The following is a 14,939-nucleotide window of genomic DNA, read 5'->3' as shown; positions in this document are numbered from 1 at the left end:
CCACGACGGCAAAGCCGCGTCCCGCGTCGCCGGCCCGCGCCGCCTCGACACCGGCGTTCAACGCCAGCAGGTTGGTCTGGAACGCGATCTCGTCGATGACACCGATGATATTGCTGATCTGCTGCGCCGACTTCTGGATCTCGCCCATCGCCGCCACCGCGCCGCGCACGACCACGCCGCCCTGTTCGGCATCGTTCATTGCCGTCGACACGATCTGCCGCGCCAGGGTCGCGCCCTGCGCCGTTTCGCCGACCGTGTTCGCGATCTGGCCGAGCGTGGCCGCCGTCTCGGCAAGGGTCGCGGCCTGGCGCTCGGTGCGCTGGGCGAGATCATCCGCGGCGGTTGCGATCTCGACCGAACCCGTACGAATGCCCGCCGTGTTCGAGGCGATCACCGTCATCGTCTCGCGGAGCTGGGTCACGGCGGCGTTGAAGTTTTCGCGGATCGCTTCGTACTCGGCGGAATAGGGCTCCGCGACGTTCATCGAAAGATCGCCGTCCGACAGACGCGCCAAAGCCGTGCCGAGGGATTCGACCACGAAGCGGTTGGCCGTCATCGCAGCCTGGTCGATCGCGGCCTTGCGGCGACGTTCCTCGTCGAGAACCCGACGCTGATCCGCAGTCTCCTGCTCGAGTTGCCCCTTGTCGATCGCGGCCTGACGAAAGGTGACGAGCGCTTCCGCCATCTGTCCGATCTCGTCGGTGCGTCCGCGTCCGACGATCTGCGCATCGAGATCACCCGACGCGATGCGCCGCATCGCTGCCGCGAGCGACGACAGAAGACGCGAAACGGCGCGCCGCATGAAGAAGACGATCACCATGAAGCCGACGAACAGCGGCACGAAGATCTCGGCGAGCTTTAGCATGTCGCCAAGCATCGTCGCCTTGATGTCGTCGACATAGACGCCGCAGCCGATGACCCATTTCCAGTCCGGGATACCGAGGACATAGGAGATTTTGGGTTGGATCTCGGTCTCGCCGGGGCGAGGAAAATCGTATTCGACGAAATCTTCGCGGCCGGCGATGGCGATATCGACAATGGAGCGCATGTAGTGCCGCCCGTGGGCGTCGACCGCGTCGATGAGATTTTTGCCGATGAGCTCCTTCTTCGCCATGACGAGCGCGTTCCCGTCGAAATCATAGGCAAAGAAGTAGTTCGCGCTGAACTTCGCGGACTGCAGGACAGCCAACGCGCGCTGCTGCGCCTCGGCCTTGGTCAACACGCCGCTGCGCTCCTGGGCGACGAACGGCAGCACCAGCGACGCCGCCGCTTGAGACAGGTGCTGCACTTCGTTGCGTTTCGCCTCGAACGCGAGATCGTAGCTGCGCTTGAGCGTGAGAGCCAGACCAGCCACCGTGAGGGCGACGCCCAACGCCGCAAGCAGGCTGAACTGACGCGTGATGGACATCGTGGACGAGACGCGCATGGAAATCCTCTTGGTCCGAACGGCAATGCATAGGAATCAAAGCAAAGTTCACGTCTATCGACCGCCTCAAGACCGCGATCGACGTCAGGCTAGGCGGCGCGCTTTCGTTTGGGGGCAACCGTGCGCGTGTCTCGACCGAGCGAAAAACGATCGACCAATCCCGCTAGCGCATCGGCTTCGGACGCCAGCGAGTGGCTGGCGGCCGTGGATTCTTCGACCATCGCGGCGTTCTGCTGCGTTACCCGGTCCACCTGGTCGATCGCCGCATTCACCTCGGACAGGCTCTTGGCCTGGTTCTGCGCCGACGTGGCGATCTTGCCGACCAGCGCGTTGATCTCGCCGATGCGGCCCTGGATCCGCTCGAGCGCCCGCCCGGTTTCGGCGACCTGCTCGACGCCCGTGCCGACGTGCGTCGTCGAGGTCGAAATCAGCACCTTAATGTCTTTCGCCGCCTCGGCGGAGCGTTGCGCCAGACTGCGGACTTCGCTCGCGACAACGGCGAACCCGCGCCCCGCATCACCCGCACGCGCCGCCTCGACCCCGGCGTTCAACGCCAGCAGATTGGTCTGGAAGGCGATCTCGTCGATGACGCCGATGATCTGCGCGATCTGCTGCGACGAATTTTGGATTTCGCCCATCGCTGCAACGGCACCACGGACGACCGAACCACCCTGCTCGGCGTCCCCGATCGCGGTGGATACGATCTGCCGCGCCAGTTCGGCGCCCTGCGCGGTCTCGCCGACGGTGGTCGCGATCTGGGCAAGCGTCGCGGCGGTTTCGGCGAGCGTCGCGGCCTGGCGTTCGGTGCGTGGCGCCAGGTCGTCGGCTGCCGTGGCGATCTCGACGGAGCCGGTTCGGATGCCCGATGTGTTCGACGCGATCACGCTCATCGTTTCGCGCAACTGCGCCACCGCGGCGTTAAAGTTCTCGCGGATCGCCTCGTATTCGGCGGAATAGGGTTCGGCCACGTGAAGCGACAGATCGCCTTCCGAAAGCCGCGCCAAGGCGGTGCCGAGCGAGTCGACCACGAAGCGGTTGGCGGTCATCGCGGTTTGATCGATCTCGGCCTTGCGACGACGCTCGGAATCGAGCGCCTGGCGCTGTTCCTCGGTTTCCCGCTCGAGGCTACCCTTGTCGATGGCAGCCTGACGGAATGTCATCAAGGCCTCGGCCATCTGGCCGATCTCGTCGCGACGACCGCGGCCGACGATCGACGCGTCCAGGTCGCCCTGCGCGAGCCGCCGCATTCCGTCGGCGAGCGAGGCCAGCAGATTGGCAACGGTCCGCCGCATGAAGAAAACGATGACGAGAAAGCCGACGAGCAGCGGCACGAAGATTTCCGCGAGCTTGGTGGTGCTGTCGAAGAGAGCGGAGTCGACGTCATCCACGTAAAGGCCCGTCTGGATCAGCCACTTCCACTCGGGCAGACCGACCACGTAAGAGATTTTCGGCTCGGGCGTCGTCTCGCCGGCTTTGGGGAAGTAGAAGTTGACGAAGCCCGGTTTGCCCGAGGTCGCGACATCGACGAACGATCTGACGTAGGTCAGGCCGTGGCTGTCCGTCTGGCCCAGCCGATTGGTGCCGATCAGATCCTTGTTCGGAATCAGCACGGCGTCGCCGGCGAACGTATAGATGACGAAGTAATTGTTGCCGTCGAAGTGGATGGCGCGCAGCGCGTCGGTGGCGCGCTTCTGCGCCTCGGCGGTGGTCAGGTCGCCGCTGCGCTCGCGCTGAATATAAAACTGCACCAGGGTGCTTGCGGCTTCGGCCAGGTGTTTGACCTCGGCACGCTTGGCATCGAAGGCGAGATCGTAGCCGCGCTTCAACGCAAGGCCCAAACCCGCCAGTGTGAGAACGACACCAAGGATGGCAAGCAAACTGAATTGCCGGGTGATGGACATTCTTGACATGACAGCCCGCATCGTCGGAAACCCTTTTGATTTTACCGACTTAGCAGAAGAAGCCTTAATATTTTATCTTTCCCGGGCGGCTCGCAGGCGGTTCGTGCCTTCGGCTCCGAGCGCCGCGTGTCGGGCGCCGCCGGAGACCGCCGCATCGGCCGTGCCTTGAACATCGGGCCGCAACCAAGGCAGATAGGGCAGCCCCTCTCACCGAATCCGGGCCCGAGGATCGACAGCATGATGCGCTACCGCCTGTTCGCTCTGATGCTCCTTGCGGCAGGACAGGGCGCCGCATCCGACGCTCGGGCTCAGGACCTGGGCACGCTCAATCCCAAAGCGCTGCCGCCGCTGGCCAACCCGGGCGATGCCCGACTCCCGGCAAAGCAGGTGTTTGGCCGCGCCCGCGCGCCGGCCGCAATGCCGGCGCATGTCTACGGATTCTACTCCAAAGGCTGCATCGCCGGGGCGCGGCCCCTGCCGCTCGACGGGCCGGACTGGCAGGTGATGCGGCCCTCCCGCAACCGCTTCTGGGGCCACCCCGTGCTGCTCGCCTTCCTCGAGCGGCTCGCGGCGCATGTGAAACAGACGACCCATTGGCCTGGCCTTCTGATCGGCGACATGGCGCAACCGCGCGGCGGCCCGATGCTCAACGGGCATGCCTCGCACCAGCTCGGCCTCGACGCCGACGTCTGGCTGCGGCCGATGCCGAACCGCCGGCTGACGCGCGAGGAGCGCGAGACCCAGCCCTCGCAGATGATCGTGCGCGACGATCGTCTCGACGTCGACCCGCGCGTCTGGACGCCGGATGTCATGGGCGCCATCGAAGCGGCCGCCAAGGACCGCCAGGTCGAGCGCATCTTCGTCAATGCCGCGATCAAGAAGGCGATCTGCCGCGACGCGCGGGGCGACAGAAGCTGGCTGACCAAAGTGCGCCCGATGTGGGGGCACGACTACCACTTCCACATCCGCCTCGCCTGCCCGCCCGGCGAGACCGCCTGCGAGGTTCAGGCGCCGATTCCCGGATCGGGCGACGGCTGCGATGCGTCGCTGACGCATTGGTTCGCCAACGGGATCATCCATCCCCGCCCAAGCCCGACACCGCCGCGGCCGAAGCCGCCGATCACCATGGCACAGATGCCGGCCCAATGCCGCGCCGTCGCGGCGGCCCCGGGGCAGCAGATCGGCGAACGCTGACTAGACTGCGGCGGTCGCATCCGTCCCCACCGGGCAGCGCACGCCGGTGCCGCCGAGTCCGCAGTACCCGGCCGGATTCTTGGCGAGATACTGCTGATGGTAGGCTTCGGCATAATAGAAGGGCGGCGTGTCCATGATTTCCGTGGTAATCGGGCCGAAGCCCATCGCGCGTAGCGCCGGCTCATAAGCAGCCCTGACCGCCCGCGCCTCGGCCTGTTGGGCCGGCGAGCCGTAGAGGCCGGAGCGGTACTGGGTCCCGACATCGTTGCCCTGGCGCATGCCGAGCGTCGGGTTATGACTCTCGAAAAACACCTTCAGCAGCGCTGTATAGGCGATCACGGCGGGATCGTAGGCGACAAAAACCACTTCGTTATGGCCGGTGTGCCCGCTGCAGACCTCTTCATAGGTCGGGTTCGGCGTTAGGCCGCCAGCATAGCCGACCGCAGTTGCGTAGACGCCCGGCAGTTCCCAGAACTTTCGCTCCGCGCCCCAAAAACAGCCGAGGCCAAAGACCGCGGTTTCGATCCCGTGCGGAAAAGGCGGCTTGAGCGGGATGCTGTTGACATAATGGGTCTCTGCCGTCGGTAGCGCCTCGAGGCGGCCCGGCAGGGCGTCGTCCCGAGTCGGAATCGTCATCGGCTTGCGAAAGGAAAACATCGGGTCTCCTCGGGCTCGGAGCGCTCGAGGCCTCCGCAGAATGTCTTTTGGTGCAATAGATGGGCGTCGAAGCCGGCGGTGCAACCCAGGGCCCGCAGGCTTTTCCGGACGCATCGCGTTCGGCTGCTGGCCGCCCCACGCCGACGCTAGCGCCGGGAATAGCCGATCTTGGGGCGCGGCCGGCGGGTCAAGGCGACGAGCACGATTCCGAGGACCCCGATGACGAGCCAGGCCGGCAGCAGGAGCAGCGTGACCAGGACGGGATCCCAGAGCAGCGGTGCGTGGGTTGCGATCCCGGTATGCAGCCTGACGAAGAGATCGGGCGCCAGCGCCGAAACGGTCCCCCCAAGCGGCAGAATTGCCGGCGTTCCCGCGGCGATCGAGCGGGTCCCGTCGACGATCAGCGCCGCGAAGGCCACGGCAAGGCACAGGAAGCCGATCAAGCGGAAAACCAGACGCAGCATCGGACAATCGTGGGTGCGGACGGTGCCGTGTGCCCGGGCGGGCGCCCGGGACGGCCTCATCGACAGCGCATAGGCCGCGGGCGGCGGCCGGTCAATCGGCTTGGAAAGAGCGGGAAAACTGCGGCGGGGTCGCCTTGCACTCTGCCCGCGCATGACTATAGTGCGCGCTCCCACGATCGGGCCGCAAGGCCCCAAGGCCCCTGACCATGGCCCGGAGTGACGCGGGCGACATGGCAGACCCCCTCAAGGGTCGTGCCGCCTTCTGGCGGCCGAGCCTCCCATGTCGTGACGGAGGGGTGGCCGAGTGGTTGAAGGCGCACGCCTGGAAAGTGTGTATACGGGCAACCGTATCGCGGGTTCGAATCCCGCTCCCTCCGCCAGATACACCTGATAAACTATTGTTTTTGTTTAATAATTAGGCTGTTGGCTCGCCGCTGCCCCACGAAAAGCCCCACAAAGTTTGCTGGATTGAGCCAGCTTAAAGGGACGTTCTTGGACGCTTTGCAAATTGGGCGAGCCCACCGACGACAAACTTAACTTGCCGGCCCTCACCCCAGCTATGGTCGGTCTGTAGTGTTGATTGATTGCGGGTTCGTCGCGATAGAGGCCGCCCCCGTTTATCACGACGGCCATCAGAGGACGTTCTGTTTCCAGCAGGCCGATTGCGGGCTGGAAGAACTTGACCTATCAGCCGACCGACTTTCCCTTCGAGAACGCTTCCGGCTAACAAAGCGGCGGGGAGTCCAGGTTATGCCTTTGGGTGGCTTTGATAATGTGATCGCGCCGGATAAGCGCGAAGTTGATGCATCTTCCTTGAAGTGCCGAAAAGGTTTGCGTCGGAGCTTCATTGTTGGCAAATCGCCATTAAGCGAAAATAAAAAGAGCGCTTACCCAGGGACGGTTTGCGTCAATGGTGGATGGTCACCGGTCGTCAGTACCCGATCGGCCACGGGCTGCAGCGCCGAATCGAACAGCTCGTCCAGCTTCATGTCGCTTTCCAGGAGTTGCCCGAAAGGCTCCTGACATTTGTTGCCCTCGTATTTAGAGATCTTCCCGTCGTCGGTCAGCTCTGCAAAAGACAGGAAGAACTCGAGGTCTTCCTGGCGCACCGCCTCGGTGGACAGGCCGGCACCGATACCCACTCCGAAGCTTTGAGCGACACTGCCGATAGTCGAACCTCCGAGGCTCGTAGGCCCGGCAACGACGGCGTAAGCGTTGCGCAGGGGCTCCGTAATCGTTGCTCCCGGGTTCAAACCAACCGTGTCGTCCACGGCGATGGTCAGGCGGACCTTGGCGGCCCAATGCGCGAGGAAATCGTAGCGGTGCAGAGGGTCTTTCGTCTTAGCTCTTGCGACGTATCTCAGATCGCATTTCAGCCGAGCGACGACTGCACTCACTGGAACCCGCGACAGACCGTCGAAACTGGGGACGGTGGTGCAGCCTGCCAACGCGCTCACACCAACAAGGAAAATAATTGCAAGATATCTCACGCCGCACGCTCCATCTTGTTGGCTACTTAAGCGGAGCGGCGGGATAAAAATAGAGAGATACTTTATAAAGTAGCGCGTGCGGCATATTTGCAAATGTCTGCTCGGTTATTTTACTGAGATAGCCTGTCTACCATGGATTTGAAACTCTACATCTTTCGTATTATGCCGTTGGAGAGATTATTCGCGGTTAGGCATTACGTTCGCGTTCGGCACTTCAAGTCAATTGCGCACGATGCGCGGGCGACGGGCGAGGCCAACGAATCGATGGCTTATCTCAAAGGCCATAGCCGCAGAGCTGCTGGTCCGCTTTTGGCCAAAGTTGATGGTCAAGACTGCGCCCATTGTTGCCGTCCCGGTCCTCGAAGCCGCTAACCCGAAGCCGCCGTCCGTTCATCTGCTCAAGCTCAATCCCGAGGGCACACAGCAATTCGGCTAGGGGATCGATGAGAAGCCGCCGTCAACGTGTAGATTGACGCCGGTGATGTACCCTGCAAGCGGGCTCGACAAGAATGCGACGGCGTCCGCAAGTTCGTTCAGCGCTCCGACTCGACCAAGCGGAACGTCGGCGAACAACGGCAGGACGCCGCGCTGGATGTCCTCCCATGGCGCATCGCTCGCCGCGATACCGCTTGATGCTGCAATGGCACGAAAGCCATCTTCCAGCTTGGCGCTTTTTATCGCTCCCGGAGAGATTGCGTTGACCGTAATACCGTCGGCGGCCACCGCTTTCGCCATTGAGGCCGTCATGGCGTTGATTGCTGCTTTGGCAGCGGAATAGTCTGGTCCGCTCACAGGAGGCATAGTTGCTGCTCCGCTTGAGATGTTGATCACCCGCCCCCAGCCAGCCTTCCGCATCCTCGGCAGGACGCGCGTGCTAACGCGGACCGCGGCAAGGACATTCCGATCGTAGGTAGATGCCCATCCGGCGGCCGAGGTTGTCCGCCAATCATCTTTAGGCCCCGAGCTTCCGGCGTTATTGACCAAGATGTGTATGGCGCCGACGCGCTCTTCCGCCTCCGCAACGAGCCTTTGCACCGCTTCCTCCAGCGTCAGGTCGCCAAGCACGGCAATGGCGCGGCCTCCCATTGCGACGATGGCGTTTACGACGCTCTCGGCTTGCGCGGCATCGCGGCCGTGGACGACGACGCTCGCCCCCTCTCGCGCAAGCGCCGTGGCGATTGCCTCGCCAATCCCCTTACTGCTTCCCGTCACCAGCGCCGTCTTGTTGTGAAGTTGCAGATCCACCGCTCAAAGCCCATTCTACGTCAGTGATGGGAGCTAGGTCGATCAAGACGAAGAGTGAGACAAGTACGCACTTTAAAGTGCCCGTTGCGACTGAGGATCGGGCTTTCTGTCTTGGTCCGGATGGCGCCGCCGCGCATGTGACGCGCGTATTGCGCATGATCCAAGGTCGTTGGAAGCTTCCTATTCTATTCCGTCTCTTTGCCGACCCGACCATGCGATCATCGCAGTTGCTGCCCGACATGCCCGACATTTCGCAGAAGATGCTCACACAGCATCTGAGCGAGTTGGAGAAAGATCGTCTGGTCGAGAGGATCGACTTTGCTGAAAAGCCTCTTCGTGTTAAATATCGACTGTCGGAGGAAAGCCGGAAGTTAATGCCCGTCCTCTTTGAGGCACGGCGTTTTTCCGAAGGACATCCCGCCACACAGACTGACCCGACCGACGCCCCGCGTCGGGGGCATGGCTTGACCGTTAATGGCATCTGTTTTTAGGCCTTCACGAGCATTGAGAGCGGCTTGACTCGGGTAACACAAACGGGTCCAGACGTCTGCATTATGCTGGTTGGCTTGCCAAGCAGGCAGCCCGCTGTCGGCCAGGATCGTTCGGCCGGCTGGCACCACGCCCCATGATTGCCGTACACGCCATGCTACGGACCTCTCCTGAAGCGGTCGATCGCGTCCGAGCGATCCGTTGCCGACTGTCATGCCGCTGCGCGTATCAGATTACCCGCCGTCGGGGACTAGGCAGAGCGGCGTGGCGTAAAGCCCATTACGCGCTTTAACGCCGTGCTTAATGCGCTCTCGGATTCGTACCCGAAGGACAAGGCAATGGCGGTTATAGACTCAATGTTCTCGGCCAGTCGATCGCAAGCCAGGAGCATCCGCCACCGCGTAAGGTAATCTATCGGCGAGAACCCGACGGTCGCCAAGAACTTTTGGGCAAAGCTCGAGCGCGACATGCCTGCCTTCCCGGACAGGGTTTGCAGGGTCCAGCGCGCCCCTGGGTCAGCGTGCACGACGCCGATCGCCGGGGCCATCTTGGGTCGCCGAGAGCGAACAACCTCCCGGCGCTGCGGTCGACGCCTTCCGCGAGGTAGAGCCGCAATGCCTGCACGAGCATCATGTGAGCAAGGTGTTGGGCAATGCGGTGCCGCCAGGCTGGTCGTCTACTAACTCGTGCCGCATCCGCTCCAGGGCTTAACCCAACCCCGCCTTGTCGGCGTCTTCGCGGAGATGCACGATCGGCGGCATGGCTCCCAGCAGAATGCCCGCATGGGCGCCGGTGAAGACGAAGTGACCACCGAGGATCACAGTGTCTCCGCCGCCGTCGACTGCCATACCTGGCTCCTTAGAAGAGCAGGGATATGGTTATCCGAGCGTCACCGAGCGGCGGATGCCAACCGTGGGAACAGCTTGGCCGTGTTCGACCCGATCGCATCCCGTTGCTGATCGGTGAGCCCCTTGAAAGCAGCCACAGCTTCGATGTTCTGGCCGATCACCGGCTCCGACGCGGGCGGATAATCCGTGCCGAACACGATCTGATCCGGACCTGCGATCTCGACGACCGGCCAAAGGGAGGCTGCAGTGCCGGCAATCGCCGTATCGTAGAAAAGGCCACTCAAGCTCGCGAGCATCTCGTCGTGCTTGAGACCAAGGGGATTGGGAACCCACGGCAACGACCCAAGCGACGCGATGCGCTCGGCGAGGGTCGGCAAGACGCCGCCGGCATGAGCGAGGATGAACCTAATATTGGGATATCGTCGAAACACGCCCGCGAACAGCATGTCCACCGCGGTCCGGGCGGTGTTCATTGGAAACTCGATCAGCGGCCCTGGCCGCCCCAGTGCGGTGCTTTCGAAGCCGACCGGCGTGTCGGGGTGGACGAATACGACGGCCTTCCGCCTGTCGAGTTCCGCGTAGACGGGATCGAACACGGGATTGCCAAGATAGGTGTCCCCGTAGTTGCTGGAGAAGACGATCCCGTCGGCATGCAACTCGTCGAAGCTGTAGCCGATCTCCTCGACGGACCGCGCGATGTCGGGCAAGGGCAGCGAAGCGAAGAAGCCGAAGCGGTCGGGGTGTTTCGCTACGAGCGATGCGCTGTAGGTGTTCATGTCCCGAACGTTCGCGTCGGGGGTGGACACCGGAAGCGACAGGACTTGGCTGTGGATGTGATGGCGATCCATGAACTTGATCGCTTCTTCCACGCTCCACGACGGCATCGGCGACGACAGCATATGGCCCTGGCCGGGAACCGAAGCCGCCTTGACCGAGGGCGGCAGATAATGCGCGTGCATGTCGATTCGGCAGAAGTCATAGGACGGGCCGTTCGTCGGTTCGATCATTTTAGGTCCTTTTGGCATTAATAGGATGGCGCTTATAGGAACGATACGGTATCGTATCTATATGTGCCAAATGTTGGGACGTTCAAGGTCGATCGCCAGAAAGGTTTTGGGATGGCAAGAAAGCCGCAGGATGCTCGACGTCAGGGGCGGCCGATCGCGCAGCAAAGCGAGGGTTTAGACCAGCACATTCTGGCTACGGCGATGCGTTTGTTCACCGAGCAAGGCTATGCCGGAACGTCGATCGAGCAGATCGCGCAAGCTGCCGGCACCGGCAAGACGACGATCTATCGACGCTATCCGTCCAAGGAGCCGCTATTCCAGGCCGTGGTGACCGCTTTAGCAGAGACGCTGTTGGGGAGCGCAACCTTGGCCGAGACGTCGTCTCCCGATCCCATGACTGCTTTGCGAACCGCGTGCCGGGCAAGGCTGGACTTGGCCTCCATGCCTAGCGCCGTCGCTGTCTACCGCGTCATCATCGCTGAAGCGCATCGATTCCCGAACCTGATCCACCACGTCAGGGCCGACGCCCTAGACCCCTACGACGATGTCATTTTGCGCTTGCTGAAAGTCATTCAAGAAAAGGGCCAGATCCGTGACGACGCCGTCCTAAAGGAATTACATCGGGCATTGACAGGACTGTGCACCGGGTGGGCTGTGCAGGAAGCGCTAATGGGCCGCCAAGGGCTTTTAGATGCAAGCGATCGGGACGCCTTCTTTAACAGCGCTTGGGCCTTGTTTTTGGGAGGCGTCATAAAGCCGGATCCATAGGTCGCGATGACAGGCGACCTAGGTGTACCGCTCACCGCGCAGATGCGCAGATTGTTCGAAGGTCGTCAACGTGAAGTGGCACCGACTTGCGAACACCGAGATGCCGAGGCGCCAATACTAGGGTTGATCGTCGAAGGAACTTGATCGGCTCAAAAGTGGCCTGTTGCAGCAACCGCTTAGAAGCTACCGATCGGCTCCGGTCCGACTTGGCATAGGATCAAAGTCGGCAATGCGCCGTTCGCGACACTCGCGACGGTCAGGTCCGTTCCCGAAAGCAGCCCATAGTTGATGTTAAAGGTTCATTAACGCGTCGTTAAACGTCTAGGATACCCGCACTGATTTTGCGGTCTCGCTCTGCCAGTTCAACGTCATCGGCCGGGAACATCATTGTCATCCCAAAGCTGACCGCCTTCTGTTGCACTTCTTCGACGAAGGGGCGCAGCTTCTCCTCGTACTCTTCAAACGCTGCAGCATAATCATCTCCGTGACAGCGCATGGCATCCGCCACCCTCGCCGCGCCGATGATCGCCATAGAGCCGCCCATTCCAGCCAACGGGGACACGCAATAACCCGCGTCTCCTACCAGGGTGACCCGCCCTTTCGACCAGGCAGGCATTCTGATCTGGTTCAACTTGTCGAAATAGAATTCTTCGTCGGCATCGACGTGTTCGAGCATGGCCGGCACTTTCCATCCGAGGTTGGAAAAATGGTCGTGGATCAAACGACATTGTGGCTCCCGATCGCGATAGGCATACTCAATCTCGCGCTCGGTTCGGAAAGCGAACGCAACATCGGTTTGATCGTCGTAGCCGTTAAGCAGCGCCGTGCGGCCGGGTACGCTAAATATTTGCGACGTGTTAGCTGGGAGCAGGGTCGTGATTGGCACTACTTTGATGAAGAAGTAGCCTCCCATGAAGAACGAGAAGTCATCTTCCCCGAACGTTAGTCGTCGCGTGTTGGATCGGTTGCCGTCACAGCCGAAAACCAGCGCATAGTCGGAGCTGGAGCCGTCACTAAACGTTACCGCTACTTGGTCTGGTCGATCCTCTAAGTGTTTGATAGATTTCCCAAACGACACTTCGACTGCTTCCGCCACCGAGGCGAAGAGAATGTCCAGCAGGTCGGCGCGGTGGATCTCATATCTCTCGCTTGGCACTCCGTCGGGGTCGGACTGCGTCCCCATCGTACCAACGGTACTGTCGTCCGCGTTCTGGAATTCAAACCCACGTGGGGGAAGTGCTTTCGCGCGGACGGCGTCGATCATCCCCATCCGAGCGAGGATATCGATCGTCTCTCCCTCGATATCCACGGGCGTGCCTCCCTTCCGGAGACCGCTCGCGACTTCGATCACCGTCACCTGAAAACCAAGCCGATTCATCCAATAGGCCGTGGCGAGACCGGCGAAGCTCGCACCCGAGACGAGCACACGCCTGGCAATGGGCGCGGTGCTTTCGGCGCGACACTCTTGCATTTCCATCCGAACTCTCCGACCATGCGATACCGAGATTATATATGTACTGAGTACATAGATTTAGCAAGGCTGGATGACGGATCGCCCGAATCGACAAACTCGCAAACGGCTGGCCACCCGGCAAAGCATCTCGGATGCGGCCACGCGCTTATTCTTGGAGCGTGGGTTTGAGGGGGTTACTATCGATGAAATTGCCGCCGCCGCCGATGTCGGTCGGATGACCGTCTTCAATCACTTCCCCCGCAAGGAAGACATGTTCTTCGACCAGGATCAGGAGGCGCGCGACGTGGTTCTCGACGCCATTAGATCGCGCGACCCGGAAATGGCTCCGGTCGAAAAGCTTCGCTTGCTGGCTCACCGATTGATTGCGGAGGACCGATCCTACATCCGGTTCTTCGACGAAAGTCGTCGGTTTGTTGAGACCGTCGCGGCAAGCGAGGCGCTGAAGGCGCGAGCACGTGCCATTCGCGATGAGGTTGTACGATCTATGACGGAGGCGCTCGCAACGTCCTTTGGTCGACCGGCTTCCGATCCGGACGCCTATCTCACCGCCAGCCTCCTCATGGCGACCTGGACAGTCGCATTTATCCAGGCACACGACGTATATCGAAGCCGCAGCGATCCAGAGCCGGCGAAAGCGGCATTTCTAGCTATCATCGATAGAGGAGCTACCGGCATCAAGGCGGCCATAGCGGGCACCACATATGCGTGATCGTTACAGGGGCGGCTAGACGACCGATTTCTGGATATGCAGAGCCGAAAGCTGACCGTCCGCTTCCGGCCAAAAGGAGAGTTGGAACGGTGCCGACAAGCGGACTTTCCGCTTAGCCCCCCAACCTGGCCTTCTGACCCTGCCACATTCCGTACGTGGGCACATGGCCACAAAAATGGTGACTGCCGACCCGTTGCTGACTTCCTGTAATCCCGCTTGCAGGTAACCGATCTCGACAAGCGGACGATTGATCTCCATCGCGGCTGTTGCCAACATTGTCACTTCGTCGGCTGAGTCCGTGCGGTAAGCTTGTTCCCGTCCGGATCGCGAAGATAGGCGACGAAGGACCCGTTCGGGCGCTCAGCGGGCGGGCTTTCGATCGCGGTACCGCCATGCGTAGCGCCGGCCTCGTGCCACGCAAGAACGTGGTCACGGCTTGGAGCGGCGATCCCGATGGTCCCGCCGTTGGCCGCTGTCGCCGAATTGCCGTCGATCGGTCTTGTAATCATCAGGCGGGCACCCTCGTGGGTATAGATCAGCCTGCCTCTGACATCCATTTCGCCGGGCATGCAGTCCAACGCTGCGAATGTGGCGTCATAGAAGCTCCTAGCCCGCTCCAAATCGTTGCTGCCGATCATGACGTGAGTGAACATGCTTCCTCCCCAGAAATGATTCTTCCTCGATAGCAGATGTCTGCTCGCTGACACCGCATCAATTTTCGCAAGGCGCCCAAATCGGATGTTTGCAATCGTGCCGATCCTTCTCAGAAGCGGACGTTCGAAGGCGAAACACGTCACCCCGCCCGGCTTTGCCGGCTCCCGTCCTTGCGATCGCCACGTCACTCACGTCGGCTGGGCGCCGGACGCGACTCGTTCAGCGGTTTCCGTGTCGGCGACACCGACAACCGCATCCAGGCCTGTATTAGCTACAGGTTCGACACCATCGCGGCGGCTCCCGTCGCTCGCTACGGAGCCGATTGGCGGATCGCGTCGAAGGGTCAGGGCATCCGAATGACTGATCTGGCGCGAATGCTTCTTCTCGACCACTCCGTCTTCTGGGTTGATCTGAGTTTTTCGCGACGGAGGACAGCCAGAGGAAACGGCGGACGAGAAAGTATTATGGGCGACATGAAGTCGCGCCCAATACGCGAACGCGTTTCAATTGGAACGGTATAGTGAAAACACCGTTGCGGCTCGATACGGCAAGTATGGAGTCGAGTAGATGCGTCATACGATCGGTCCGGTCACTACGGCATCCCCTCTACGCA

The 14,939-nt window shown here is 61.6% G+C and carries 15 protein-coding genes and 1 tRNA gene; 5 read left to right on the top strand and 11 right to left on the bottom strand.

Annotation, left to right across the window (positions count from 1 at the left end; translation table 11 throughout):
* Both GSQ79_RS21345 and GSQ79_RS21340 read right to left on the bottom strand, forming a co-directional pair.
* Positions 1 to 1,426 (bottom strand): methyl-accepting chemotaxis protein (locus GSQ79_RS21345; RefSeq protein ID WP_210253168.1); only part of this gene is annotated, 1,426 nt, incomplete at its 3' end.
* 89 nt (positions 1,427 to 1,515) lie between these two features.
* On the bottom strand, positions 1,516 to 3,336 hold the full coding sequence (locus GSQ79_RS21340; protein WP_158810805.1) for a methyl-accepting chemotaxis protein: 1,821 nt from the start codon (positions 3,334 to 3,336) through the stop codon (positions 1,516 to 1,518).
* A 228-nt stretch (positions 3,337 to 3,564) separates the two neighbouring features.
* Between GSQ79_RS21340 and mepA the strand changes: the two genes are divergently transcribed.
* Complete coding sequence (mepA, locus tag GSQ79_RS21335; protein WP_158810804.1) at positions 3,565 to 4,521, top strand: penicillin-insensitive murein endopeptidase; 957 nt, start codon at positions 3,565 to 3,567, stop codon at positions 4,519 to 4,521.
* Here the strand turns inward: mepA and msrA are convergent, their stop codons facing one another.
* Together msrA and GSQ79_RS21325 are read right to left on the bottom strand one after the other, a co-directional pair.
* The gene (gene msrA / locus GSQ79_RS21330) at positions 4,522 to 5,178 is read right to left on the bottom strand and encodes a peptide-methionine (S)-S-oxide reductase MsrA (RefSeq protein WP_158810803.1); all 657 of its coding nucleotides are present in this window, start codon (positions 5,176 to 5,178) and stop codon (positions 4,522 to 4,524) included. It lies immediately after the preceding gene.
* A gap of 146 nt (positions 5,179 to 5,324) precedes the next feature.
* Entirely contained in the window at positions 5,325 to 5,642 is a 318-nt protein-coding gene (locus GSQ79_RS21325; protein WP_158810802.1) for a hypothetical protein, read from the bottom strand.
* Positions 5,643 to 5,932: 290 nt separating this feature from the next.
* On the opposite strand from GSQ79_RS21325, the gene GSQ79_RS21320 reads away from it, so the two are divergent.
* Positions 5,933 to 6,022 (top strand) — tRNA-Ser (locus GSQ79_RS21320).
* Positions 6,023 to 6,529: 507 nt separating this feature from the next.
* Here GSQ79_RS21320 and GSQ79_RS21315 read toward each other — a convergent pair.
* Positions 6,530 to 7,132 (bottom strand): hypothetical protein, encoded by a 603-nt coding sequence (locus GSQ79_RS21315; protein WP_158810801.1) that lies wholly within the window; start codon positions 7,130 to 7,132, stop codon positions 6,530 to 6,532.
* Positions 7,133 to 7,564: 432 nt separating this feature from the next.
* Complete coding sequence (locus GSQ79_RS21310; protein ID WP_158810800.1) at positions 7,565 to 8,377, bottom strand: SDR family NAD(P)-dependent oxidoreductase; 813 nt, start codon at positions 8,375 to 8,377, stop codon at positions 7,565 to 7,567.
* A gap of 26 nt (positions 8,378 to 8,403) precedes the next feature.
* Between GSQ79_RS21310 and GSQ79_RS21305 the strand changes: the two genes are divergently transcribed.
* On the top strand, positions 8,404 to 8,868 hold the full coding sequence (locus tag GSQ79_RS21305; RefSeq protein ID WP_158810799.1) for a helix-turn-helix domain-containing protein: 465 nt from the start codon (positions 8,404 to 8,406) through the stop codon (positions 8,866 to 8,868).
* Positions 8,869 to 9,116: 248 nt separating this feature from the next.
* Here GSQ79_RS21305 and GSQ79_RS30405 read toward each other — a convergent pair whose 3' ends face one another.
* The 3 genes from GSQ79_RS30405 to GSQ79_RS21295 form a co-directional block, all read right to left on the bottom strand.
* The gene (locus GSQ79_RS30405) at positions 9,117 to 9,335 is read right to left on the bottom strand and encodes a helix-turn-helix domain-containing protein (protein WP_368669964.1); all 219 of its coding nucleotides are present in this window, start codon (positions 9,333 to 9,335) and stop codon (positions 9,117 to 9,119) included.
* Between the two features lie 238 nt (positions 9,336 to 9,573).
* The gene (locus GSQ79_RS29100) at positions 9,574 to 9,714 is read right to left on the bottom strand and encodes a cupin domain-containing protein (protein WP_210253166.1); all 141 of its coding nucleotides are present in this window, start codon (positions 9,712 to 9,714) and stop codon (positions 9,574 to 9,576) included.
* A 41-nt stretch (positions 9,715 to 9,755) separates the two neighbouring features.
* Complete coding sequence (locus GSQ79_RS21295) at positions 9,756 to 10,721, bottom strand: amidohydrolase family protein (protein WP_158810798.1); 966 nt, start codon at positions 10,719 to 10,721, stop codon at positions 9,756 to 9,758.
* Positions 10,722 to 10,832: 111 nt separating this feature from the next.
* Between GSQ79_RS21295 and GSQ79_RS21290 the strand changes: the two genes are divergently transcribed.
* Positions 10,833 to 11,489 carry a TetR/AcrR family transcriptional regulator gene (locus GSQ79_RS21290; protein WP_158810797.1) on the top strand — a complete coding sequence of 219 codons (657 nt, stop codon included), beginning with the start codon at positions 10,833 to 10,835 and terminating at the stop codon, positions 11,487 to 11,489.
* A 313-nt stretch (positions 11,490 to 11,802) separates the two neighbouring features.
* Here GSQ79_RS21290 and GSQ79_RS21285 read toward each other — a convergent pair whose 3' ends face one another.
* Entirely contained in the window at positions 11,803 to 12,966 is a 1,164-nt protein-coding gene (locus GSQ79_RS21285; protein ID WP_210253165.1) for an FAD-dependent monooxygenase, read from the bottom strand.
* A gap of 67 nt (positions 12,967 to 13,033) precedes the next feature.
* On the opposite strand from GSQ79_RS21285, the gene GSQ79_RS21280 reads away from it, so the two are divergent.
* Positions 13,034 to 13,672, top strand: coding sequence for a TetR/AcrR family transcriptional regulator (locus GSQ79_RS21280; RefSeq protein WP_158810796.1), 639 nt, complete (start codon positions 13,034 to 13,036; stop codon positions 13,670 to 13,672).
* Between the two features lie 278 nt (positions 13,673 to 13,950).
* Here the strand turns inward: GSQ79_RS21280 and GSQ79_RS21275 are convergent, their stop codons facing one another.
* The gene (locus GSQ79_RS21275; protein ID WP_158810795.1) at positions 13,951 to 14,325 is read right to left on the bottom strand and encodes a VOC family protein; all 375 of its coding nucleotides are present in this window, start codon (positions 14,323 to 14,325) and stop codon (positions 13,951 to 13,953) included.
* Between the last annotated feature and the right edge of the window lie 614 nt (positions 14,326 to 14,939).

It is taken from the genome of Beijerinckia sp. L45 (assembly GCF_009765775.1).
GTDB lineage: Bacteria > Pseudomonadota > Alphaproteobacteria > Rhizobiales > Beijerinckiaceae > RH-AL1.
This window is presented reverse-complemented; position numbering and strand designations above follow the sequence as displayed.